Source organism: Streptomyces sp. NPDC006655, assembly GCF_040703965.1.
Classification (GTDB): domain Bacteria; phylum Actinomycetota; class Actinomycetes; order Streptomycetales; family Streptomycetaceae; genus Streptomyces.
Genome location: NZ_JBEYJU010000006.1, coordinates 93,335 through 115,695 on the forward strand (window position 1 = coordinate 93,335; position 22,361 = coordinate 115,695).

At 71.9% G+C, this 22,361-nt stretch carries 22 protein-coding genes; 13 read left to right on the forward strand and 9 right to left on the reverse strand.

The annotated features are described in order from the left end of the window. Nucleotides 1-90: 90 nt before the first annotated feature. The 3 genes from AB0958_RS05260 (at nucleotide 91) to AB0958_RS05270 (ending at nucleotide 3,598) form a co-directional block, all read left to right on the forward strand. Nucleotides 91-1,032 carry a 5-dehydro-4-deoxyglucarate dehydratase gene (locus AB0958_RS05260; protein ID WP_366888940.1) on the forward strand — a complete coding sequence of 314 codons (942 nt, stop codon included), beginning with the start codon at nucleotides 91-93 and terminating at the stop codon, nucleotides 1,030-1,032. Beyond that, the gene (locus AB0958_RS05265) at nucleotides 1,029-2,318 is read left to right on the forward strand and encodes a glucarate dehydratase family protein (RefSeq protein WP_366888941.1); all 1,290 of its coding nucleotides are present in this window, start codon (nucleotides 1,029-1,031) and stop codon (nucleotides 2,316-2,318) included. The genes AB0958_RS05260 and AB0958_RS05265 overlap by 4 nt, the downstream gene beginning before the upstream one ends. Nucleotides 2,319-2,422: 104 nt before the next feature. Then, nucleotides 2,423-3,598, forward strand: coding sequence for a PfkB family carbohydrate kinase (locus AB0958_RS05270; protein ID WP_366888942.1), 1,176 nt, complete (start codon nucleotides 2,423-2,425; stop codon nucleotides 3,596-3,598). A 270-nt stretch (nucleotides 3,599-3,868) separates the two neighbouring features. Here AB0958_RS05270 and AB0958_RS05275 read toward each other — a convergent pair whose 3' ends face one another. Next, nucleotides 3,869-4,558 (reverse strand): FAD binding domain-containing protein, encoded by a 690-nt coding sequence (locus AB0958_RS05275; protein ID WP_366888943.1) that lies wholly within the window; start codon nucleotides 4,556-4,558, stop codon nucleotides 3,869-3,871. A 286-nt stretch (nucleotides 4,559-4,844) separates the two neighbouring features. Here AB0958_RS05275 and AB0958_RS05280 point away from each other — a divergent pair, with 286 nt between their 5' ends. From AB0958_RS05280 to AB0958_RS05315, 8 genes are all read left to right on the forward strand, one after another. Then, on the forward strand, nucleotides 4,845-6,992 hold the full coding sequence (locus tag AB0958_RS05280) for a PhoH family protein (RefSeq protein WP_366888944.1): 2,148 nt from the start codon (nucleotides 4,845-4,847) through the stop codon (nucleotides 6,990-6,992). Between the two features lie 14 nt (nucleotides 6,993-7,006). Continuing rightward, nucleotides 7,007-7,504 (forward strand): rRNA maturation RNase YbeY, encoded by a 498-nt coding sequence (gene ybeY, locus AB0958_RS05285; RefSeq protein ID WP_046732884.1) that lies wholly within the window; start codon nucleotides 7,007-7,009, stop codon nucleotides 7,502-7,504. 22 nt (nucleotides 7,505-7,526) lie between these two features. Next, a complete protein-coding gene (locus AB0958_RS05290) occupies nucleotides 7,527-8,831 on the forward strand; it encodes a hemolysin family protein (protein ID WP_366888945.1) in 1,305 nt (434 codons plus the stop codon). Next, on the forward strand, nucleotides 8,828-9,187 hold the full coding sequence (locus AB0958_RS05295) for an MmcQ/YjbR family DNA-binding protein (RefSeq protein ID WP_366888946.1): 360 nt from the start codon (nucleotides 8,828-8,830) through the stop codon (nucleotides 9,185-9,187). The genes AB0958_RS05290 and AB0958_RS05295 overlap by 4 nt, the downstream gene beginning before the upstream one ends. A 64-nt stretch (nucleotides 9,188-9,251) precedes the next feature. Continuing rightward, nucleotides 9,252-9,602 (forward strand): cytidine deaminase, encoded by a 351-nt coding sequence (locus tag AB0958_RS05300; protein ID WP_366888947.1) that lies wholly within the window; start codon nucleotides 9,252-9,254, stop codon nucleotides 9,600-9,602. A 527-nt stretch (nucleotides 9,603-10,129) separates the two neighbouring features. Beyond that, a complete protein-coding gene (locus AB0958_RS05305; protein ID WP_366888948.1) occupies nucleotides 10,130-10,597 on the forward strand; it encodes a hypothetical protein in 468 nt (155 codons plus the stop codon). Nucleotides 10,598-10,751: 154 nt separating this feature from the next. After that, on the forward strand, nucleotides 10,752-12,086 hold the full coding sequence (locus AB0958_RS05310) for a beta-xylosidase (protein ID WP_366888949.1): 1,335 nt from the start codon (nucleotides 10,752-10,754) through the stop codon (nucleotides 12,084-12,086). A gap of 98 nt (nucleotides 12,087-12,184) precedes the next feature. After that, on the forward strand, nucleotides 12,185-13,255 hold the full coding sequence (locus AB0958_RS05315; RefSeq protein WP_366888950.1) for a DUF916 domain-containing protein: 1,071 nt from the start codon (nucleotides 12,185-12,187) through the stop codon (nucleotides 13,253-13,255). Here the strand turns inward: AB0958_RS05315 and AB0958_RS05320 are convergent. Both AB0958_RS05320 and AB0958_RS05325 read right to left on the reverse strand, forming a co-directional pair. Next, on the reverse strand, nucleotides 13,149-13,487 hold the full coding sequence (locus AB0958_RS05320) for a P-II family nitrogen regulator (RefSeq protein ID WP_046729838.1): 339 nt from the start codon (nucleotides 13,485-13,487) through the stop codon (nucleotides 13,149-13,151). The two genes, AB0958_RS05315 and AB0958_RS05320, sit on opposite strands and share 107 nt — an antisense overlap. Then, a complete protein-coding gene (locus AB0958_RS05325) occupies nucleotides 13,484-14,794 on the reverse strand; it encodes an ammonium transporter (protein ID WP_366889017.1) in 1,311 nt (436 codons plus the stop codon). Before AB0958_RS05325 ends, AB0958_RS05320 begins: the two co-directional genes overlap by 4 nt. 152 nt (nucleotides 14,795-14,946) lie before the next feature. Between AB0958_RS05325 and era the strand changes: the two genes are divergently transcribed. Continuing rightward, on the forward strand, nucleotides 14,947-15,906 hold the full coding sequence (gene era, locus AB0958_RS05330; protein ID WP_366888951.1) for a GTPase Era: 960 nt from the start codon (nucleotides 14,947-14,949) through the stop codon (nucleotides 15,904-15,906). A 36-nt stretch (nucleotides 15,907-15,942) separates the two neighbouring features. Here era and AB0958_RS05335 read toward each other — a convergent pair whose 3' ends face one another. Both AB0958_RS05335 and AB0958_RS05340 read right to left on the reverse strand, forming a co-directional pair. Next, nucleotides 15,943-16,224 (reverse strand): hypothetical protein, encoded by a 282-nt coding sequence (locus AB0958_RS05335; RefSeq protein WP_366888952.1) that lies wholly within the window; start codon nucleotides 16,222-16,224, stop codon nucleotides 15,943-15,945. A 115-nt stretch (nucleotides 16,225-16,339) separates the two neighbouring features. Continuing rightward, complete coding sequence (locus AB0958_RS05340; protein WP_366888953.1) at nucleotides 16,340-17,188, reverse strand: helix-turn-helix transcriptional regulator; 849 nt, start codon at nucleotides 17,186-17,188, stop codon at nucleotides 16,340-16,342. A gap of 124 nt (nucleotides 17,189-17,312) precedes the next feature. Here AB0958_RS05340 and AB0958_RS05345 point away from each other — a divergent pair, with 124 nt between their 5' ends. Then, nucleotides 17,313-18,170 (forward strand): NAD(P)-dependent oxidoreductase, encoded by an 858-nt coding sequence (locus tag AB0958_RS05345; RefSeq protein WP_366888954.1) that lies wholly within the window; start codon nucleotides 17,313-17,315, stop codon nucleotides 18,168-18,170. Between the two features lie 17 nt (nucleotides 18,171-18,187). Here AB0958_RS05345 and AB0958_RS05350 read toward each other — a convergent pair whose 3' ends face one another. The 4 genes from AB0958_RS05350 to AB0958_RS05365 all read right to left on the reverse strand — a co-directional run bounded on the left by AB0958_RS05350 (nucleotide 18,188) and on the right by AB0958_RS05365 (nucleotide 22,245). Continuing rightward, nucleotides 18,188-19,453 carry an MFS transporter gene (locus AB0958_RS05350; protein ID WP_366888955.1) on the reverse strand — a complete coding sequence of 422 codons (1,266 nt, stop codon included), beginning with the start codon at nucleotides 19,451-19,453 and terminating at the stop codon, nucleotides 18,188-18,190. Then, complete coding sequence (locus tag AB0958_RS05355; protein WP_366888957.1) at nucleotides 19,450-20,784, reverse strand: GH1 family beta-glucosidase; 1,335 nt, start codon at nucleotides 20,782-20,784, stop codon at nucleotides 19,450-19,452. Before AB0958_RS05355 ends, AB0958_RS05350 begins: the two co-directional genes overlap by 4 nt. Nucleotides 20,785-20,889: 105 nt before the next feature. After that, the gene (locus tag AB0958_RS05360; RefSeq protein WP_366888958.1) at nucleotides 20,890-21,156 is read right to left on the reverse strand and encodes a protealysin inhibitor emfourin; all 267 of its coding nucleotides are present in this window, start codon (nucleotides 21,154-21,156) and stop codon (nucleotides 20,890-20,892) included. 21 nt (nucleotides 21,157-21,177) lie between these two features. After that, nucleotides 21,178-22,245 carry a M4 family metallopeptidase gene (locus AB0958_RS05365; protein ID WP_366888959.1) on the reverse strand — a complete coding sequence of 356 codons (1,068 nt, stop codon included), beginning with the start codon at nucleotides 22,243-22,245 and terminating at the stop codon, nucleotides 21,178-21,180. Nucleotides 22,246-22,361: the final 116 nt, after the last annotated feature.

The window sequence follows — 22,361 nt, forward strand, 5'->3', positions numbered from 1 at the left end:
GGGGCCGCGGGTGCCGTTGACGAGGAGATGTTCGCATATCTAGTCTCTGTCTTCATACGTAGATAACATCCAGGTGGGGAGACGGGTTCGATGGGCGGACGGCCGGAGAGCGTGGTGCGCAGGCTGCGGGACGGGATGGCGGGCGGGGTGCTGTCGTTCCCGCTCACCTCCTTCCACCCCGACGGGTCACTCGACGTCGAGGGGTTCAGGACGTACGTCGCCGGTCAGCTGGCCGCCGGGCCCGGGGCCCTCTTCCCGGCCTGCGGCACCGGGGAGTTCTTCTCGCTGGCCGAGGACGAGTACCGGCAGGTCGTGGCCGTGGCGGTGGAGGAGGCCGGCGGGCGGGCGCCGGTGGTCGCGGGCGTGGGGTACGGCTGGGCGCAGGCCGCCCGGTTCGCGCGCGTCGCCGAGGAGGCGGGCGCCGACGCCCTGCTCGTGCTGCCGCACTACCTCGTCGCGGCCCCGCAGGACGGACTGGTCGCGCAGCTGGAACAGCTCGCGGCCCGCACCTCGCTGCCGCTCATCGCCTACCAGCGCGGTCAGGTCGCCTACACGGCCGCCTCGTTGACACGGATCGCCCGGATCCCCGGCGTCGTCGGGCTCAAGGACGGGCACAGCGACCTCGACCGGCTCCAGCGGCTCACCCTCGCCGCCCCCGACGGCTTCCTCTTCTTCAACGGCGCCGCCACCGCCGAGATCCAGGCCCGCGCCTACGCCACCGTCGGCGTCCCCGCCTACTCCTCCGCCGTGCACGCCTTCGCCCCGGAGATCGCCGACGCGTTCTTCGCCGCCCTGCGCGGCGCCGACCACGGCGCGGTCGACAAGCTGCTGCGCGACTTCTACGTGCCGCTCGTCGAACTCCGCGACCGCGTCCCCGGGTACGCCGTGTCCCTCGTCAAGGCGGCGGCCCGGCTGCGCGGCCGCCCCGTGGGACCGGTGCGCGCCCCGCTCACCGACCCCTCGCCCGCGGACCTCGCCGACCTGAAGACCCTGCTCGCCGCCGGACTCGACCTCGTAGGAGCGTCCCTGTGAACCTCACGATCACCGACGTCCGCCTGACGCCGATCCTGGTCGCCGACCCACCGCTGCTGAACACGCAGGGCGTCCACCAGCCGTACACGCCCCGCCTGATCGTGGAGGTGGAGACAGCCGACGGGGTGGTCGGCGTCGGCGAGACCTACGGCGACACCAAGTACCTCGAACTGGCCCGGCCGTTCGCCGAACGGCTGCGGGGACGGCAGGTCGGCGACCTGAACGGGCTGTTCACCGTCGCCGACGAGGTCGCCGTGGACACGGCCCGGGTCTCCGCGCAGGTCGACGTCGGCGGGCTGCGGGGCGTGCAGACCGCCGACAAACTGCGGCTGTCCGTGGTCTCCGGCTTCGAGGTGGCCTGCCTGGACGCCCTCGGCAAGGCGCTCGGACTGCCCGTGCACGCGCTGCTCGGCGGCAAGGTGCGCGATTCGGTCGAGTACAGCGCGTACCTGTTCTACAAGTGGGCCGCGCATCCCGAGGGGGTGCCCGCCGAGACCGACGACTGGGGCGCCGCGCTCGACCCGGCCGGGGTGGTGGCACAGGCCCGCAGCTTCACCGAGCGCTACGGCTTCACCTCCTTCAAGCTCAAGGGCGGGGTCTTCCCGCCCGACGAGGAGATCGCGGCCGTACGGGCGCTCGCCGAGGCGTTCCCCGGCCACCCGCTGCGCCTCGACCCCAACGGCGCCTGGTCGGTGGAGACCTCGCTGAAGGTCGCGAAGGAACTCGGGGACGTCCTCGAGTACCTGGAGGACCCGGCGCTCGGCACCCCGGCGATGGCCGAGGTGGCCGCGGGCACGGACATCCCGCTCGCCACCAACATGTGCGTGACCACCTTCGGGGAGATCCAGGAGGCGTTCATCAAGGGCGCCGTCCAGGTCGTCCTCTCCGACCACCACTACTGGGGCGGGCTGCGCAACACCCAGCACCTCGCCGCCGTCTGCCGGACCTTCGGCGTCGGCGTCTCCATGCACTCCAACACCCACCTCGGGATCAGCCTCGCCGCGATGACCCACGTGGCCGCGACCGTCCCCGACCTCCACCACGCCTGCGACTCCCACTACCCCTGGCAGACCGAGGACGTCCTCACCGAACGGCTCACCTTCGACGCCGGCCGGGTCACCGTCCCCGACGCGCCCGGTCTGGGCGTCGAACTCGACCACGAGAAGCTACGACGGCTGCACCGGCGCTGGCTCGACGACGACGGGACGCTCCGCGACCGCGACGACGCGGCGGCGATGCGGGTGGCCGAACCCGGGTGGACGACACCGGCCGTGCCCCGCTGGTAGCGGCGCGCGCGGTGCCCGTCCGGGCGGTCGTACGACGCAAGCGGCCGCCGCTCCCGTGCCATGGTGCACACTGGCCGGATCCGCACCACGTCAGGGAGCGCACCGTGACCGCGTCCAACGCGTTCGCCGGAGAGGAACCGGAGTACCTCGACGACGACAGGGGAGCAACGACACCGCACTGCGCCGCGCAGGTCGACCCGCTGGCCGGGCTGCGCGCGCCGGGCGATCCGCCCTGGGACGTCTACCTCACCGGCACCGTCTTCCTCGACATCATCTTCACCGGCCTCGACTCCGCCCCCGTCCGGGGCACCGAGTCCTGGGCGCGGGGCATGGGCTCCAGCCCCGGCGGCATCGCCAACATGGCCACCGCCCTCGCCCGCCTCGGCCTGAGGACGTCCCTCGCTGCGGCCTTCGGCGACGACCACTACGGCGAGTACTGCTGGGACACGCTCGCGCGGGGCGAGGGCATCGACCTCTCCCCGTCCCGCACCGTGCCCGGCTGGCACTCGCCGGTGACCGTCTCCATGGCGTACGAGGGGGAGCGGACCATGGTCTCGCACGGGCACGAACCGCCCGCCGACACCCTGTTCCGCCAGCAGAACGCGCCCGGCCACCCCGCGCACGCGCGCGCCGCGGTGGCCTCCCTCACGCCCGGCAAACGCAACCCGTGGATCGCCCGCGCCGCCGCCGAGGGCACCCTGATCTTCGGTGACGTCGGCTGGGACGACACCGGGGCCTGGGATCTGGCGAACCTCGCCGACCTGGAGTACTGCGAGGCGTTCCTGCCCAACGCGGAGGAGGCCAGGCGGTACACCGGCGCCGACTGCCCGCGCGCCGCCGCGCACGCCCTCGCCGAGCACGTGCCGCTCGCGGTCGTCACCCTCGGCGGGGAGGGGGCCTACGCGGTCGACGGGCGGACCGGCGAGTCCGCCGAGGTCCCCGCGATCGCCGTGGAGGCCCTCGACCCGACGGGCGCGGGCGACGTCTTCGTCGCCGGGTTCGTCACCGGCACGCTCGCGAACTGGCCGCTCGCGGACCGCCTCGCCTTCGCGGGGCTCACGGCGGCGCTGTCCGTCCAGGAGTTCGGCGGCTCGCTGTCGGCGCCGGGCTGGTCGGAGATCGGGGCGTGGTGGCGGGAGGTCCAGTCGGTGGCGGGCCAGGACCCGGCGGCGCTGCGCCGCTACGCGTTCCTGGAGGGCCTGGTGCCGGACGAGGACCAGGTGAGGCCCTGGCCCCTGCGCAGAGCGGTACCGACGATCGGGTTCGGCGGGACGGGGTGAGCGGGGCGGGGTGCGGGTGCGGGTGAGTGGGGCGGGGCGGCAAGTGCGGGGGAGTGGGGGCTGGGGACGGGGTTTCGCCTACCGGCGCGAGCAGGGTGCCTCCCCCAGCCTTCGGCCGGGGGGACCCCCAGAGCCCACCCGTGCCGCCCCAGCGGCACGACTGCCCGCGGCTATCGAGACACGGCTGGGCAGCGCGCCCCTAGGGGCGCGGGGAACTGCGCGAGCGGCCCCCACCGGCCCGCAGCCGAGTGACGACCGCACCGCCCCCGCCTACTCCCCCCGCACCCTGGAAACCTGCTCCCGCACCAGTTCCCGGACCCCCTCCGACACCCCCGACAGCTCCCCGGCGAACAGTTCCTCCACCCCGTCTCCGTCGGCCCCGGCACTCCCCCCGCTCACGTCGTATCCCTCGCGCACCGCCACCCGCAGCACCCCCTCCGTGTCCACCCCCGCGGCGACAATCGTCGGAACCTCTCCCCCCGCCGGGTCGGCGACCTTGACGTAGGCGCCCCGCACCGGCTCCCGCCAGCGCAGCGCCAGCAGCACCGGCGACTTCGCCACCACCTCCGCCAGCTCCACCTCGTCCACCCCGTCCGCGGTGAGCACGTCGGCCCGCGCGTCCAGCACCATCGCCGCCGGCAGCAGGTCCCGCAGACTGGACCCGGCGATGTTCCCGCCCACCGTCGCCGCCCGGCGCACCGCCCCCGTGCCGACGCCCTTCGCCGCCAGCCGCAGCACCTCCGGCACCCGGTCGTCCACCTGGCCCAGCAGCACCGCGCCGCCCAGCACCCGGTCCCCGACCGCCGTCGCCTCCGGCACCTTCCGCAGGGACACCGCCAGGGCCGGGAAGCCGTCCCGCAGCCACGCGGCCCACACGAGGGTCGCGCCGCCGACCGGTATCGCCCCCTCCGCCAGGCACTCCCGGGCCTCGGACACCGACGTGGGCAGACGCAGCTGCACGGCTCCCTGCTTTCTGAAGGACGCGGAAGGATGCGGAAGGATGCGGAAGGACGCGGAAGAACAACCGGCGCATGCCGGAGGACTCTGTAAGGACATACGGACGACCGTTCGGATTCTGCCCTGGCCCACCGGAGCGCATGCAGGGCTCACCGCGGCAACGGGGGCGCCCTTCCCGGTGAAAAGGCCTACGGCGTTGTCCGTCCCGCGTCGTAGGCTTGATACCGCGAGGCCGCCCTCAGCTACGCGGCCGTGATGAGGAGGAACCGCAGGCCTTAAGCGCCGGCCCATGACTCAGACACCCACAGCTCACACCTCCGCGCAGCAGCAGGCCCGAGCTCAGTTCGAGGTTCCCGCCCAGCACCCGATGGTCACCGTGCTGGGATCCGGCGACTCCCTGCTGCGCGTGATCGAGAAGGCCTTCCCGGCGGCCGACATACACGTCCGGGGCAATGAGATCAGTGCGGTCGGCGAGGCGCACGAAGTCGCCCTCGTCCAGCGCCTGTTCGACGAGATGATGCTGGTGCTCCGCACCGGGCAGCCGATGACGGAGGACGCAGTGGAACGCTCGATCGCCATGCTGCGGGCGAGTGAGAACGGGGAGGGCGCGGAGGAGACCCCGGCCCAGGTTCTGACCCAGAACATCCTGTCCTCGCGCGGCCGCACCATCCGCCCCAAGACCCTCAACCAGAAGCGGTACGTCGACGCGATCGACAAGCACACGATCGTCTTCGGCATCGGCCCCGCCGGTACCGGCAAGACGTACCTGGCCATGGCGAAGGCGGTGCAGGCCCTGCAGTCCAAGCAGGTCAACCGCATCATCCTGACCCGGCCCGCGGTCGAGGCGGGCGAGCGGCTCGGCTTCCTGCCGGGCACGCTCTACGAGAAGATCGACCCGTACCTGCGCCCCCTGTACGACGCGCTGCACGACATGCTCGACCCGGACTCGATCCCGAAGCTGATGGCTTCCGGGACAATCGAGGTCGCGCCACTGGCGTACATGCGGGGCCGGGCACAGCCGCTCTTCACGAACGTCCTGACACCGGACGGCTGGCGCCCCATCGGAGACCTTCAGGTCGGTGACCTCGTCATCGGATCGAACGGTGAGCCGACTCCGGTTCTAGGGGTCTACCCACAGGGCGAGAAGGACGTCTACCGCGTCACCGCCCAGGACGGCTCCTGGACTCTGTGCTGCGGTGAGCACCTGTGGACGGTCCGCACGGCGTCGGACAGGCGCCGCGACAAGGGGTGGCGGGTCCTGGAGACCCGGGAGATGATCGGCAGCCTTCGGGCGGGGCACGCCCGCCGGTACGAGCTGCCGATGCTCACGGCGCCGGTCTGCTTCCCGGAGCAGGAGGTCCCCATGGACCCGTACGCGCTGGGTCTGCTGCTCGGCGACGGCTGCCTGACCGGCTCCACCACGCCGTCCTTCGCGACCGAAGACCCCGAGCTGGCCGTGGCGCTGGAGTCGGCGCTGCCGGGAGTGGCGGTCCGGCACAAGGGCGGGCCCGACTACGTGCTCAACCGGATCAAGTCGCCCGGGGGCGTCGTCACGCTGGAGAATCCGGTCGTGACGGTCCTGCGTGGGCTCGACCTGCTGCGTACTCGTTCGCACACCAAGTTCGTTCCGGACGCCTACTTGTACAACTCCGCCGAGGTACGGCTGGCCGTCCTTCAAGGACTCCTGGACTCGGACGGCGGTCCCGTCACGCAGAAGGACCGGACCTGCCGCATCCAGTACACGACGACATCGATCATGCTCCGTGACGATGTAACCGCACTCGTGCAGTCGCTGGGCGGTATCGCGTACACGCGCCGGAGGTCCGCCGAGGGCCGTAAGCCGGGTCTGGCGAACGGGCGCGAAGTCTGTCACCGCCGTGACGCCCACATCGTGGACATCCGTCTTCCCGAAGGCATCGAACCCTTCCGTCTTGCCCGCAAGCGCGACAAGTACCAGGCGGCAGGCGGCGGCGGACGGCCGATGCGGTTCATCGACGCCATCGAACCCGCAGGCCGGGAGGAGACCGTCTGCATCCAGGTGGCGGCCGAGGACTCGCTTTACGTCACGCAGGACTACCTGCTGACGCACAACACCCTCAACGACGCCTTCATCATTCTCGACGAGGCCCAGAACACCTCGCCCGAGCAGATGAAGATGTTCCTCACCCGGCTCGGCTTCGACTCGAAGATCGTGATCACGGGTGACGTCACCCAGGTCGACCTGCCGAACGGGACCAAGTCCGGTCTGCGCCAGGTGCAGGACATCCTGGAGGGGCTGGAGGACGTCCACTTCTCCCGCCTCACGTCCCACGATGTCGTACGGCACAAGCTGGTGGGCCGTATCGTCGACGCGTACGAGAAGTACGACAGCAAGCACGGCACGGAGAACGGCGCGCACCAGGGCGGCCGCTCGAAGTCCGGGCACAAGGGGAAGTAGACAAGCACCGCGCCATGTCGATCGACGTCAACAACGAGTCCGGAACCGAGGTCGACGAGCAGGCGATCCTCGACATCGCCCGCTACGCACTCGCACGGATGCGCATCCACCCGCTCTCCGAGCTCTCGGTGATCGTCGTGGACGCCGACGCCATGGAGCAGCTGCACATCCAGTGGATGGACCTGCCGGGTCCGACCGACGTGATGTCGTTCCCGATGGACGAGCTGCGGCCGCCGTCGAAGGACGACGACGAGCCGCCGCAGGGGCTGCTCGGCGACATCGTGCTCTGCCCGGAGGTCGCCGCCAAGCAGGGGGCCGAGGCCGACACGCAGCACTCCATGGACGAGGAGCTCCAGCTGCTCACCGTCCACGGGGTGCTGCACCTGCTGGGCTACGACCACGAGGAGCCCGACGAGAAGGCCGAGATGTTCGGTCTTCAGGCGGCCATCGTGGACGGCTGGCGCGCGGAGCAGGGCCTGACCGGCCCGTCCCCGGCGCCGACCGTCTCCTGACCGGGGGCCGGGTCGTATCCGTATGAGTCCGCAGATCGTCCTCGGCGCGATCGCGCTGGTCGTCGTCGCGTGGCTGGCCGCCTGCGCGGAGGCCGGCATCGCCCGCGTCTCCAGCTTCCGCGCCGAGGAGGCGGTGAAGTCCGGGCGGCGCGGCAGCGCCAGGCTCGCCCAGGTCGCCGCCGACCCCACCCGCTACCTCAACGTGGCCCTGCTGGTCCGGGTGGCCTGCGAGATGGCGGCGGCGGCGCTGGTCACCTACGCCTGCCTCCAGGAGATCCCCGCCACCTGGCAGGCGCTGCTCGCCGCGATCGGCGTGATGGTCCTGGTGTCGTACGTCGCCGTCGGCGTCTCGCCGCGCACCATCGGCCGCCAGCACCCGCTGAACACGGCCACGGCCGCCGCGTACGTGCTGCTGCCGCTGGCCAGGATCATGGGCCCGGTCCCGTATCTCCTCATCCTCCTCGGCAACGCGCTCACTCCCGGCAAGGGGTTTCGGCGCGGCCCGTTCGCCTCCGAGGCCGAACTGCGGGCGCTGGTCGATCTCGCCGAGAAGGAGTCGCTGATCGAGGACGAGGAGCGCCGGATGGTGCACTCGGTCTTCGAACTGGGCGACACCCTGGTGCGGGAGGTCATGGTGCCGCGCACCGACCTCGTCGTCATCGAGCGGTACAAGACCATCCGGCAGGCCCTCACCCTCGCCCTCAGGTCCGGCTTCTCGCGGATTCCGGTCACCGGGGAGAGCGAGGACGACATCGTCGGGATGGTGTACCTGAAGGACCTGGTCCGCAAGACGCACATCAGCCGGGACGCCGAGTCCGACCTGGTCTCCACCGCCATGCGGCCCGCGTTCTTCGTGCCCGACACCAAGAACGCCGGCGACCTGCTGCGCGAGATGCAGAAGGAACGCAACCACGTCGCCGTCGTCATCGACGAGTACGGCGGCACGGCGGGGATCGTCACCATCGAGGACATCCTGGAGGAGATCGTCGGCGAGATCACCGACGAGTACGACCGTGAGCTCCCGCCCGTCACCGACCTCGGCGACGACCGCTACCGGGTCACCGCCCGTCTCGACATCACCGACCTCGGTGAGCTGTACGGCCTCGACGAGTACGACGACGAGGACGTGGAGACCGTCGGCGGGCTGCTCGCCAAGGCGCTCGGCCGGGTGCCCATCGCCGGTGCCTCCGCCCTGGTCGAACTCCCCGACGGACGCAAGCTGGCGCTGACCGCCGAGTCGGCCGCCGGCCGCCGGAACAAGATCGTGACGGTGCTGGTGGAGCCGGTGCCGGCCGCCGACGACCCGGAGGGGGACGCGGCCGAGTGACCCCGGACCAGCTGCGCGCCCACTGCCTGTCCTTCAACGCGGCCGAGGAGGACTTCCCCTTCAGCCCGGACGTCTCCGTGTTCAAGGTGCTCGGCAAGATGTTCGCGCTGAGCTGGATCGACGCGAAACCCCTCAAGGTCAACCTCAAGTGCGACCCCGAGGACGCGGTACGGCTGCGCGCCGACCACGCGGGACTGATCACCCCGGGCTACCACATGAACAAACGGCACTGGAACACCGTGACCGTGGACGGCGGGCTCCCCGACCGGCTGGTGAGAGAGCTGATCGAGGACTCGTACGACCTCGTCGTGGCCGGGCTGCCGAGGGCCGAACGGCTGCGTCTCGACCGGCCGTGAGACCGGGTCGGTCCGGGGCGGTCCGGGTTGACCGGGTCAAGCGTGGGGTTCGTATGCTCGGGGCATGACCGACAGCAACGCGCTTGACCCCGAGGACCGCAAGATCGTCACCCTGGCCCGCTCGGCCCGCGCCCGCAACGGGGTGCCGGAGGGGGCGGCGGTACGGGACACCACGGGCCGTACGTATGTGGCGGGGACCGTGGAGCTGCCCTCGCTGAAGCTGAGCGCGCTGCGGACGGCGGTGGCGATGGCGGTGGCGTCGGGGGCGGAGTCGCTGGAGGCGGCGGCGGTCGTCTCCGGGGGCGAGGAGGTCGACGCGGAGGACCTGGCCGCGGTGCGGGATCTCGGGGGGCCGGGGACGCCGGTGCTGCTGGCGGGGGCCGACGGGGAGGTTCGGCTCACTGTCCCCGCCTAGTCCTTGTCCCACCCGCCCACCCGCCCACCCGCCCACCCGACTCGGTCCGCCGAGCAGCGAGCTCTCGGCTGACTCCGTCGGGGGAAGGGCGGGACTTCGTTGACTCCGGTGGGTGAGGGTGTGTGGGGTGGGTGCGGCGCCGTCGTGGTCGCCCGCGCAGTTCCTCCCCCAGCCTTCGGCCGGGGGGACCCCAGCGCCCCTTGAGGTGGGACCAGTCAGCCCCCGTAAGGGGCGCGGGGAACTGCGCGACCAGCCCCCACCCACCCGCAGCCGCGCCATCACCGCGACCACCCCTCCGCAACGGCGCCCTTCAGCTACCCCTGCGGAAAGGTAGGCCGGAATTCAACCTTGTCGGTCCCGGGCTCCGGGGCATCAATGGGGACCGTACGTTCCGACGGACCGTCAGATCCGGACGGGGCGTCGGACAGGACCTCCCGCGGTGTGCCCGCATCCACCCGAATCGGGGGGCGTCACCATCCCCACATGGCATTCCCATGCACCGTGCAACGGGAAGGGAGCACTGCCCCATGAAGCGAATCACCACAGGTGCGGCACTCGCGGCGGGAGCACTCGCCGCCACGGCACTGGCGTTCGCGCCCTCGGCCGCCGCCGTCACCCCGACCACCGCGACCGTCACCGCCAGCTGCGGCCTCTTCGGCGGCGGCACGGCCACCCTCACCGCGACCCAGACCGGCACCGCGGCCACCCTCACGCTCACCTCCAGCGCGATCACCACCCCGCTCGCCCTGTCGGCGAACTCCATCGCCTCCACGCTCACGATGTCCAACTCCACCGGCGCCAACCGGGTCTTCAGCGGCACCGTGAACCCGGCCATGGCCGCCGGCTCCCCGGTCACCGTCGGCCCGCTGCCGGGCACCGTGGCCCCCGGTGACAGCCTGGACTTCCACGGCGGCTCGCTGAAGATGGTCATCTTCGGCATCACCGTCACCTGTACGTCCAGCGCCGCCCAGTCCCCGGGCCCGTTCGTCTTCTGAACCGTGTGACGGGTCCGTTCCGGATGCCGCAGATGCTGATGAACCGTCAGTTTTCTGCGGCATCTCCATTGACTTCTCACGCGCCCTCCACATCAATGGCCCCCTGTCGGCGCAGAGGAGCCGCTGCGCCCGCAACCCTCAGGAGGGGGCAAAGATGGGTTCACCCCCAGGATCACGAAGATCCCGACGGTGGCGCTGGATCTCACTGTTCGGGGCGACCGCGCTCGCGGTCACGGCGGGTGGCGCGCTGGCCTGCCCGGCCGGTGCCGCCGGGACGAACGTCGACTTCGCCACGCACTGCATCCCGCCCGCCGTCGCGGGCCTCCCGCCGATCGACGGCACCACCACCGCCAACGTCTCGGTGGACAACACCACGCCGAAGGTCGGCGACACGGTCACCGTGACCTACACCGTGGTCACGCCCGCCGCCAACAACCCCACCGCCCTCGCCCTGCCGGCCGACATCATGACCCCGACCGGGAAGGTGACCCTGGGCGGCGCGCAGACGGGTGACGTGACGGTGACCGGGCCGAAGAAGAACGACCCGGTGCCCGGCTACGGGACCTTCCCGTCGTTCTCGATGACCGGCACGTTCACCGTGACCTCGCCGGGTGCCATCACGCTCTCGCCCGGCGACTACAACATCCACACCAGCTACATCCTGGAGCTGGACACCCCGTGCACGGTCACCAACCCGCCCGCCCCGGTGTCCCAGACGGTCACGGCGACCTCCTCCACCCCGGTCAACAACCGTGCCATCACCCTTGGTTCGGCCTCCGGGAACCCCGGTGACAGCGTGACCGTCAGCGGGCGGAACTTCACCCCGGGCGCCACCGTGACGCTCGCCGGGCGGTCCGGCGCCGGCCAGACCGCGGACACGGCGACCGCCACCGCGGGCAGCGACGGCGGCTTCAGCGCTCCCCTCGTCGTCAACGACAAGACGACGACCGGGATCGTGGCGTACGAGGGCAGTGCGTGGAGCGACGCCCTGGGGGCCGGACCGGCCGCCTACGTCGTGAAGGACACCACCCCCGTGCCGCCCGGCAGCCAGAAACTGACCACCACCGTCAAGGCGGGCACGCTGTCCATGTCCCAGGCCGGGGACTCCGTCGCGCTGTCGGCGGTCGACTTCGGTCAGGGCGGAGCGTCCACGGGCGCGCTGCAGACCGTCACCGTCAAGGACTTCCGCGGCGGGCCGGCCGGCTGGTCGCTCACCGGAAAGGTCACCGACTTCACCGGTCCCGGCGCCAAGATCGACGCGGGCAGGCTCAGCTGGACGCCCGCCTGCGCGACCAAGGCGGGCAGCCCCAGCACCTGCGCGGCCGGTTCGGCGGGCACCGTCGGCAGTTCCGGAGCGACCCTCGCGTCGGCCCCGGACGGCACCCTCACCGGCGGACAGTTCACGGTCGACGCCGGACTCTCCCTGGACGTACCGGCGTTCACGCCCCCGGGGTCGTACTCCGGGATCCTCACCCTGACGCTCACCTGAGCCGACTCCACCCCGTGGTGGCCGGACGCGCACCCGGCCGGCCGCCACCCGACCGCGCACAGCCGTCCTCGACCGCTTCCGACCGGGGGTCCGCACCCATGCGTCGTCGCGCCCAGCCGTATGTCCTCCTCCTGAGCCTGCTCCTCGGCGCCCTGATCACGGCGCCTGACGCGCGCGCCGCCGACAACGGCAGCTGGTCCGTCTACCCGGTCGCCTCGAAGATCGCCGCGCGGCCCTACTTCTACCTCTCCCTCGATCCGGGGCAGACCCTCACCGACAAGGTCGCCGTCGCCAACAAGACCGGCAGGCCGCTGACCTTCCGGCTGTACGCGGCCGACGCCTACAACACCGCCCGCGACGGTGGCTTCGCCGTCCGGACGGCGACCGAGCGGATGCGGGGGGTGGGGGCCTGGGCGAAGCTCTCCAAGGCCCGGGTCACCGTGCCCCCGCACCGGACGGTGACGGTGCCCTTCACGCTGCGGGTGCCGCAGGGTGCCGAACCCGGTGACCATCCGGGAGCGATCGTGGCCCTGGACGAGCACGTCGACCCCGGCGCGGGCACCCTGGCGCTCGGCGTGCGGCGGGCCGTCGGCGCCCGGGTCTACCTGCGGGTGAGCGGCCCGACGCTGCCCGCCGTCGCCGTCGAGAACGTGCACGTCAGCCATCACCAGCCGCTCGTCCCCGGCCTCGGCGACAGCACCGCCACCATCACCTACACCCTGCACAACACCGGCAACGTCACCCTGAACCCGAAGGTCCGGCTGCGTGCGCAGGGGCTGTTCGGCCGTACGCTGCTCAGCCGCACCCTCACCGGCATCCCCTCCGAACTGCTGCCGGGGGAACAGGTCCGGCTCACCGCCCACTGGCGGAACGCACCCCAGCTCGACCGGGGCGACGTGACGCTGACGGCCAGCGCGACCGGCACCAGGGAGTCGGCGAGCGCCTCGTTCCTCGCCCTGCCGTGGCTGGTGCTGGCGCTGGTCTTCGTCGCCGGGGTGGCGGGCGGCGCGCTGTTCGCCCGGCTGCGCCGGGGCCGCGGCCTGCCGTCGCCCGCCCGGTACCTCAGAGCGCGTCGGGGCCGCGTTCGCCCGTCCGCACCCGTACGACGGTCTCCACCGGCAGCGCCCACACCTTCCCGTCCCCGATCTTCCCCGTCTGCGCGGCCCTGACGACCGCCTCGATGACCGGCTCGGCGTCGGCGTCCTCCACGACCACCTCGATACGGACCTTGGGCACCAGGTCAACCCGGTACTCGGCGCCGCGGTACACCTCGGTGTGGCCGCGCTGCCGGCCGTACCCGCTGGCCTCGGTCACGGTCAGCCCGTGCACCCCGAGCTCCTGGAGCGCGGTCTTCACCGCGTCGAGGCGGTAGGGCTTGACGATCGCGGTGATGAGCTTCATGACTGGGTCTTGACCTTCTGGGCGGCGGGGAGGACGGAGTGCGCGACCGGGGCGCCATGGCCCAGGACCCCGTGATCGTAAGCCGTCTCGGCGTGCACCGTAAGGTCGAGGCCGGTGTGCTCCTGCTCCTCGCTGGCCCGGAAGCCCATCACCCTGTCGAGCAGCTTGCCGATGCCGTACGTCAGGGTGAAGGCGTACGCCGCGACGGCCGCGACCGCCACCGCCTGCCTGCCGAGCTGGGCGAGCCCGCCGCCGTACAGGAGGCCCTCGGTGCCGCCGGTCATCGCCTTCTCGGCGAACAGGCCGATGAGCAGGGTGCCGATGACCCCGCCGACCAGGTGCACGCCGACCACGTCGAGCGAGTCGTCGTAGTCCAGCTTGAACTTCCAGGAGACGGCGTACGAGCAGACCACGCCCGCGGCGAGGCCGACGACGAGCGCGCCGAGCAGGGAGACCGAACCGCAGGACGGGGTGATCGCGACCAGTCCCGCGACCGCGCCGGAGGCGGCGCCCAGGGTGGTGGGGTGGCCGTCGCGCTTCTGCTCGACGAAGAGCCAGCCCAGCAGGCCGGTGCAGCCGGCCGCCATGGTGTTGAGGAAGACGGCGGCGGCGAGACCGTTCGCGCCGAGCGCGCTGCCCGCGTTGAAGCCGAACCAGCCGAACCAGAGCAGACCGGCGCCCAGGACCACCATCGGCAGGTTGTGCGGGCGCATCGCGTCCTTCTTGAACCCGAGCCGCGGACCGAGGACCAGGCAGAGCGCGAGACCGGAGGCGCCCGAGGTGATCTCGACGGGCAGCCCGCCGGCGAAGTCCAGGGCGCCCAGGTCGTGCAGGATCCAGCCACCCGGACCCCACACCCAGTGCGCGACCGGAACGTATACGAGCACCGTCCACACCGGCACGAACACCAGCCACGCCCCGAACTTCGCCCGGTCCGCGACCGCGCCGCTGACCAGCGCGGCCGTGACGATCGCGAAGGTGAGCTGGAAGGTGGCGAAGAGGAGGGTGGGGACGCTGCCCTGGACGCTGGCCGGCCCGATACCGCTCATGCCCGCGTGCTCCAGGCCGCCGACCAGACCCGCCCAGGCGTCGTCCCCGAAGGCCAGCGCGTAGCCGCCCGCCAGCCACACCACCGTGACCAGCGCGATCGACACGAAGCTCATCATCAGCATGTTGAGGACGCTCTTGGTGCGGACCATGCCGCCGTAGAACAGGGCCAGGCCCGGGGTCATCAGCAGCACCAGGGCGGTGGCGGCGAGCAGCCAGGCGGTGTCACCGGTGTCGGCATGCGCGGCGGCGAGGTACACGGGCGTCTCCAACGTCGTGGGGGCTCGTCAGAGGGTCACCGGTTTCCGTTTCCGGTCGCGTACGGCTGTGTTTCCGTGACGTTTCGTTGCGCCCGGGTTACCGAAAACTCACCGGTGCGGTGGGGTGTCGTGGATCAGGGAGAATGGGGGGCATGAGCGTTCGCAGCCAGTCAACCGAGCCGTCGGAATCGTCGGAGACCGTCCACCGGGCGGGCTTCGCCTGTTTCGTCGGGCGCCCCAACGCGGGCAAGTCCACCCTCACGAACGCTCTGGTCGGGCAGAAGGTGGCGATCACCGCGAACCAGCCGCAGACCACGCGGCACACGGTACGGGGGATCGTGCACCGGGAGGACGCCCAGCTGATCCTGGTCGACACCCCCGGCCTGCACAAACCGCGCACCCTGCTCGGCGAGCGGCTGAACGACGTGGTCCGCACCACCTGGGCCGAGGTCGACGTGATCGGCTTCTGCCTGCCGGCGAACGAGAAGATCGGTCCCGGTGACCGGTTCATCGCGAAGGAACTCGCGGGGATCCGGAAGACCCCCAAGGTCGCAGTCGTCACCAAGACCGACCTCGTCGACTCCAAGACCCTCGCCGAGCAGCTGATCGCGATCGACCAGCTCGGCAAGGAACTGGGCTTCGAGTGGGCGGAGATCGTCCCCGTGTCGGCGGTCGGCGACAAGCAGGTGGGCCTGCTGGCCGACCTGCTCGTGCCGCTGCTGCCCGAGGGTCCCGCCCTCTACCCCGAGGGCGACCTCACCGACGAACCGGAACAGGTCATGATCGCGGAGCTGATCCGCGAGGCCGCCCTCGAAGGCGTCCGCGACGAACTCCCGCACTCCATCGCCGTCGTCGTCGAGGAGATGCTGCCGCGCGAGGACCGCCCCGCCGACAAGCCCCTCCTGGACATCCACGCCAACCTGTTCATCGAGCGCCCCAGCCAGAAGGGCATCATCATCGGCCCCAAGGGCAAGCGCCTGAAGGAGGTCGGCATCAAGAGCCGCAAGCAGATCGAGGCCCTGCTCGGCACACCGGTCTTCCTCGACCTCCACGTGAAGGTCGCCAAGGACTGGCAGCGCGACCCCAAGCAGCTGCGCCGCCTGGGATTCTGAGGGCGGCCGCGACCGGGAGGTCCGGAGTCCGGGCGTTCACGACTCCCAGAACGGGGCGCCGACCCGGATGCGGATCTGCCGGTCCCGGTCCACATGCATGGCGACGGTCCCCGTCACGGTCTCCCCGACCTCGGGGAGCGGCACGGGCGGGGCCTCCGGGTCGTCGATGGTGCCGTCGGGGTTGTACGACAGCAGGTCGACGAAGCCGTTGACGCCCGGGGCGTCGTCCAGGTCGAGGAAGACCCCGAACGGAAAACGGTCCTTCACCTTCCCGCGCGCGGCGCCCCCACCGGGTATCGCCTCTTCGCTGCTTCCCACATTTCCTCGCCGCTCACTTGTGCCGCACCCTCGGATATCGATTCAGGTCTTCAACGCCCAGCGCGTCCAGTGACGTGGTCGCCGCTTGTGTGCTCCGGCGAAGGTACCCGGCGGGTCAGGTGCCGCTCGGGGTCATGTCCTGGAGGCCCAGCACCCGGAGCAGTTGCAGGCGTTCGTGCGACTCGGTGCCCGGGCGGGCCGTGTGGATGACGAGTTGCTGGTGGGTGTCGGCGTTGAGGAGGACCTCGCAGTCCAGTTCCAGGAGGCCGACGGTGGGGTGCAGGAAGCGTTTCGTGGCCGAGCGGCGTACCGCCACCTCGTGTGCGGCCCAGAGCCCGGCGAACTCCTCGCTGCCGGAGCGGAGTTCGGCGACCAGGGCGGCGGGGGCCGGGTCGGTGGGGCGGGCCGCGGCCACCGCGCGGAGGTTCGCGACGTGTTCGCGGGCTCGGGCCGGGCGGTCCTCCGGCGGGAAGAGGTCACGGGCGGCCGGGTCCAGGAAGTAGCGGCGGAGCAGGTTGCGTTCGCGCGGCGGCCGGGCCAGGACGTCGCCGCTCAGCGCCCGCGACAGCGCGTTCTGGGCCAGGACCTCGCCGCAGTCCGTCGCCACCAGCGCCGGGGTGTCGTGCAGCCGGTCCAGGACCAGGAGGAGGCCGGGGCCGACGTGGGTGCTCGCCGCCGTCCGGCGCGGGGGCTCCTCGCCGGCCAGGTGGAACAGGTGGTCCCGTTCGTCCTCGGTCAGGCGCAGCGCGCGGGCCAGTGCCGTCAGCATCTGGCGGGACGGCCGCGGGCCCCGGGACTGTTCGAGGCGGGCGTAGTAGTCGGCCGACATACCGGCCAGCGAGGCCACCTCCTCGCGGCGCAGCCCGGGAGTGCGCCGCCGGGCACCGGGTGCGAGGCCCACGTCGGAGGGGTCCAGGCGAGTACGGGCGCGGCGCAGGAAATCGGCGAGTTCGGGGCGGTTCACCCCTCCAGGGTGGCCCCGGGCGTCCGGCTTATCCAGGGACCGTCGATCCCCTGATCGGGAGGTCTCTCCCGGTCGTCGCCGGCGCGGCGCAGGGTGGTGGCACCCCAGAACGAAGGAGAAGGCCATGATCACTCTCGTCACCGGCGCCACCGGACAGGTCGGGCGGCGGCTCGTGCCCCGGTTGCTCGGACAGCGGCAGCCGGGCGAGCAGGTGCGGGTGCTCGTCCGGGACGCGGCCCGCGGGGAGCCGTTCGCGCGACGGGGCGCCGAGGTCGTCGCCGGGGATCTGCGGGACGCGGAGGCGCTGGGGAAGGCGGTGGCCGGGGCCGATGCCGTCGTGAACGTGGCGGCCGCCTTCCGGGGCGTTCCCGACGAGGAGGCCTGGGCGGTCAACCGGGACGCGGCCGTGGCGCTCGGACGGGCCGCCCTGGCCGCCGGGGTACGGCGGTTCGTGCAGGTCAGCACCGGGAACGTGTACGGGACCGGGCGCGGCCGCCCGCTGACCGAGGACGACGAGAGCCGGCCCGGCGGTGAGATGTGGGGCGCCTACGCCGAGTCCAAGATCAGCGCCGAGCGGGAACTGCTGGCGCTCGGCGGGGAGATGGAGGTACGCGTCGGACGGCTGCCCTTCGTCTACGGCGAAGGCGATCCCCACCTCGCGAACGTCATGCACTGGGCCGCGCGCTGGGCCCCCGCGCAGCGGCTCCAGATGGCCCACCACGCGGATGTCGCGCAGGGGCTGCTGCGGCTGCTGTACGCGCCCGCGGTGAACGGCCCGGTGTACAACATCGCCGACGACGCCCCGGTCACGACCGTGGAACTGCACCGGCTCAACGGCGTCGAGGTGCCCGACGGCCTGTACGGCCGCACCGACCCGGACCCCTGGTTCGGGATCATGTCGAACCAGCGGATCCGCCGGGACCTCGGCTTCCGGCCGATCTATCCCAGCGTCTGGACCGCCCGGGACGCCGGAGCCCTCTAGGACTCGCAACACGCCCTCTAGTCGACCCCGCGTATCCGCCCCACCAGCCCCGCTCCCGCCAGGCCGATCGCCGCCGACACCAGGTACAGCATCCGGTAGCCGCCCAGGTACGTCACGATCGGTGCGGCGAGGACGGGGGCCGCCACCTGGGGCAGGGCGTTGGCGACGTTGATGACGCCGAGGTCCTTGCCCCGGTCCAGGGCCTTCGGCAGGACGTCCGTCATCAGCGCGAAGTCCACCGAGGTGAACACCCCGAAGCCGATGCCGAGCAGGGCCGCCGCGACGATCGCGCCCGGCCAGGTCTCCCAGACCGCCAGCAGCGCGGTCGCCGCCGCCATCAGCATCCCGGACCAGACCACGAACGGCTTGCGCCGCCCCACCCGGTCCGACCAGACCCCGCCGACCACCACCGTCGCCATCAGCGTCAGCCCGTTCACCGCCGTCAGGACCAGCACCCCCTGTTCGGGGTCGTGGTGATGGAGCCGGTCCCGCAGGTAGTACAGGAGGTACAGCAGCACCAGCGCGTTGCTCAGGTTGATCAGGAAACGGGTCAGCCACGCCCACCCCAGGTCCGGATGGCGGCGCGGACTGAGCCAGAACCCCGCGAGGAAGCCCCGCCAGGACCAGGGCGGCCGGTCCGCCGGCCGCAGCCGCAGATCCGGGTGGCGCAGCACGTACGGCAGGACGCCCACCGCCGTGAACACCGCGCACGCCGCATAGCCCGCCCCGACGCCCCCGGCGGCCGTCGCCAGACCGGTGCCGCCGACCACCCCGAGGATCTGCGCGGCCCCCAGCCAGCCGCCCACCGAGCCCCGCTGGAGCCGCGGCACCCGGTCCGGCACCGCGGCCGTCACCGCCGCGAACGACGCGTTCAGCGTCAGCTGGACCAGGCACCAGCCCAGCGTCATCGTCCCCATGCCGCCGGCGCCCGCGAGGAGCAGCAGGGACAGCGCCCCGCCCGCCGTACCGGCGACGATCCACGGCGTGCGACGGCCCCACCGGGACGTCGTCCGGTCCGACAGCGCCCCGAACAAGGGGTTCGCCAGCAGGGAGACCACGGCGCCGGCGCCCGTCACCCACGCCAGCATCGTCTCCTTGGACATCCCGGAGCCGGGCGCGAAGTCCTTCGCCTGGGAGGCCAGCAGGATCTGCAGGGGGCCGTACCAGCCCACCCAGATCGCCCCGTTGGCGAGGCACAGCGCCCAGGTCCAGCCCCGGCCGACCCGGTCGGACGGCTCCGCCAGGGCGGCGGGCTCCCCGGCCGGGTCGCGGGTCGTCGTCATCTCTGCGCCCGCAGCGCGTCCCGGAACCAGCCGTACGACGCCTTCGGCGTCCGCGTCAGGGTCGCGTAGTCGACGTGGACCAGGCCGAAGCGGCGCTCGTACCCCTCCGCCCACTCGAAGTTGTCGAGCAGCGACCAGACGAAGTAGCCGCGCACGTCCACCCCGGCCTCGACGGCCCGGTGCAGCGCGCGGATGTGCCCGTCCAGGTAGGCGATGCGGTCCTGGTCGTCGAGGCCCTCGTACGAGCAGCCGTTCTCGGTGATGACGACCGGCGGGAGCCGGTCGCCGTAGCGGTCGCGGAAGCCGGTGAGGAGTTCGGTGAGGCCCTCCGGGACCACCGGCCAGCCGAAGTCCGTCACGGGTACGCCCTCGATGTCCTGCACGGAGAAGGGGAGTTCGGCGGGCAGGGTGAGACCGCCGAACTCGATCTCGGTGCCCTGCGGGGCGCCCACCTTCGTGGGGGCGTAGTAGTTGACGCCGTACCAGTCCAGCGGTTCGGCGATCACCAACAGGTCGGCCGCGACGTCGCCGGGCATCAGATCGCCCATGCCGTCGGGGTACTCGCCGAGCAGGACCGGCTCGGCGAACAGGCGGTTGAGGAGCAGGTCGTAGAAAGCGGCCGCCTCCAGGTCCGGCTGTTCCTGCGAGGCCGGCCAGGTCGGGCCGTGCGAGTTGGCGATGCCGATGTCGGTCGCACCGGCCGCGCGCAGCGCCCGCACGGCCAGGCCGTGGGCGAGGAGCTGGTGGTGGGCGGCCGGGAGGGCGTCGAACATGAGCTGCTCGCCGGGGGCGTGGGCGCCGAGCGCGTGGCCGAACAGGGTGTGTTCGGCGGGTTCGTTGAGGGTGATCCACTTGTGCACCCGGTCGCCCAGCCGGTCCGCGACCGTCGCGACGTGGTCGGCGAAGCGGGCGGCGGTGTCCCGTTCCAGCCAGCCGCCCTTCTCCTGGAGAGCGGTCGGCAGGTCCCAGTGGAAGAGGGTGGGGACCGGCCGTACGCCCGCCGCGCACAGTGCGTCGACGAGCCGGTCGTAGAAGTCGAGTCCGCCCGTCGCGCGCACCCTCGGCCAGGAGACCGAGAAGCGGTACGCGTCCACGCCGAGGCCGGCCAGCAGTGCCACGTCCTCGGGGTACCGGTGCAGGTGGTCGCAGGCCACCGCCGCCGTCGAGCCGTCCTTGACGCGGCCCGGTTCCGCCTCGAAGACGTCCCACACGGACTGCTCGCGTTCGTCGGCCGCGCCCTCGATCTGGTGGGCCGAGGTCGACACGCCCCAGAGGAAGCCGTCAGGGAAACGGGGGAGAGGGAGGTGCGGACCGGCCGCTTCGTTCGCCATGGCGGGGATCATCCTTACCCCCGGTAACATAAGTCAACGCCCTGGCGTGAACCGGCCGCACCGAACGGCGGCTCCCGGACCGGACCTACCCGTCGGCGGACCTGCTCACGCCCCCTCCTTCAACACCCGTGAGATCAGTTCGCGTTGCCCGTCCGTCAGGGTCGGATCGGCCGCGTACACGGTCCGGCCGTCCACCGTGATCTCGTACGCGAACCCGTCCGGCACTCCCGGCGGCGGCGTGCCCCGGCCGGCCGCGAGCGCCTGCTCGGCCAGGGCCTGCCACTCCTGGGCGTCGGGCCTGTCGGAGGTCTCCACCTCGGCCCGGCGCTCGATACCCGCGAACCCGCCCGTACGCCTCACCTGAATACGCATGGGTCCCTGTGTAGTACGGATTCAGGCGGTCGGCACCCCCACCTGTGCCCAGGCGCCGAGCACCGCCTTGGTCTCCGCGCCCTCCTGGTAGCGGGCCTTGGCGGCGGCCACGGTGAGTTTCGCGAAGTCCGCGAAGTCGGCGTCCGTGGCGAGTGCGCCGCCGGTGAGGACGTCGTACCAGATCTGCCCGGCCTTCTCCCAGGCGTTGCTGCCGAGGGCGGTGGCGAGCAGGTAGAAGGCGTGGTTGGGGATGCCCGAGTTGATGTGCACGCCGCCGTTGTCCCGGCTGGTGCGCACGTAGTGCTGCATGGTCGCCGGCTGCGGGTCCTTGCCGAGGCGCGGGTCGTCGTACGCGGTGCCCGGGGCCTTCATCGAGCGCAGCGCCACCCCGTGCACGCCGGGCGCGAGCAGGCCCTCGCCGATCAGCCAGTCCGCCTGGTCGGCGGTCTGGCCGAGGGAGTACTGCTTGATGAGCGAGCCGAAGACGTCGGAGACCGACTCGTTGAGCGCGCCGGACTGGCCGTAGTACTCCAGGTTGGCGGTGTACTGGGTGACGCCGTGCGTGAGCTCGTGGCCGATGACGTCGACCGAGCTGGTGAAGTCGGTGAAGATCTGCCCGTCGCCGTCGCCGAACACCATCTGCTCGCCGTTCCAGAAGGCGTTGTCGTAGTCGACGTCGTAGTGGACGCTCGCGTTGAGCGGCAGGCCGTCGCCGTCGATGGAGTTCCGCTCGTACGCCTTCAGGTACAGGTCGAAGGTGGCGCCGAGGCCCGCGTAGGCGCGGTTGACGGTGGCGTCCGGGCCGGGCTCGGAGCCCTCCGCGCGGACCTCGGTGCCGGGCAGGTCGGTGCGGTGGCCGGCGTCGTAGACGGTGCGGTGGGGTTGCGCCGTGGTGGGCGCCGGGCCGACCGCGACCGCGGTGGTGCGGACGGCGGTCACGCGGCGGTGGGTGCGCTGGGCGGAGTCGTGCTGGAGGGTGCGCAGCGCGGGGTCGGCGAGCGCCGGGTCCTCGTGGGTGGCGAGGTGGTCGAGGATGTGCGGCGGCACGATCGTGCAGAAGACGGGCCTGTAGCCCCCGTTGGTCGTCATGCTCGGCACGATGGCACCGCGTTAGCTCTGTGTCACTAGGTGCAACCATGATTGGTGAAATATGGGGATGCTCTCGTCACGGGGTGGTTGCTCTGTGTTATGCGGTGCGGTGCGGC